Genomic DNA, 580 nt, shown 5'->3' with positions numbered 1-580 from the left:
GTTCGCCGCCGCCGCGCGCCGCGCGCGTCCGCCACTTTCGCGTAGCGTTTCGCGCGCGCATCGCCGCGCCGCGTCGCGCGCGTTCCGACAGCTTCGCGACATCCGCGCCGGGCCGCCGTCGCCGCGTGCGCGCCGCGTTCGAGCGCGCCGGATCGGCCCGCGCATCCCGAGCCCAAGCGCGCGCGGTGTGCGTCGCGCGCGCTGCGCATGCACCTCGAACCTCGCCGCCTGCGCCATCGCCGGCATCGCCGCGCGCGTCGGCGGCGGACGCCTTCGAACGCGTCCAGCGTCGGCGAAGGGCCGACCGACGGTCGCCGACGGCGGAAAAAAGTTTGCGCACTTTCGCGCATTCGGGCTTGTGCGGCGCGAAATCGGCGGCGTCCGCGGAACGGAATTTTTTCTTCCGATACAGGTCGCCGCGCGCGCGCCGAACGCGTCGGCGAACGCGCGCACGCATCGATCGATGCGCGCGAAAGAAAAACGCGAACGCGCCGAAACCCGCGCCACGCTTGGGTTTCAGCGATGCGATGGAAATTCGTTCGCGCGCGGCGCGGCGCGCGCGCGCGTTCGCCGACGACGC

At 73.3% G+C, this 580-nt stretch carries 1 protein-coding gene; it reads right to left on the bottom strand.

What is annotated here, in order from left to right:
- Window positions 1-580: hypothetical protein (locus A7A76_RS05870; protein WP_206410319.1), on the bottom strand; the 580-nt coding region annotated here is incomplete at both ends.

The organism is Lysobacter enzymogenes (genome assembly GCF_017168095.1).
Lineage (GTDB): Bacteria > Pseudomonadota > Gammaproteobacteria > Xanthomonadales > Xanthomonadaceae > Lysobacter > Lysobacter enzymogenes_D.
This window is presented reverse-complemented; position numbering and strand designations above follow the sequence as displayed.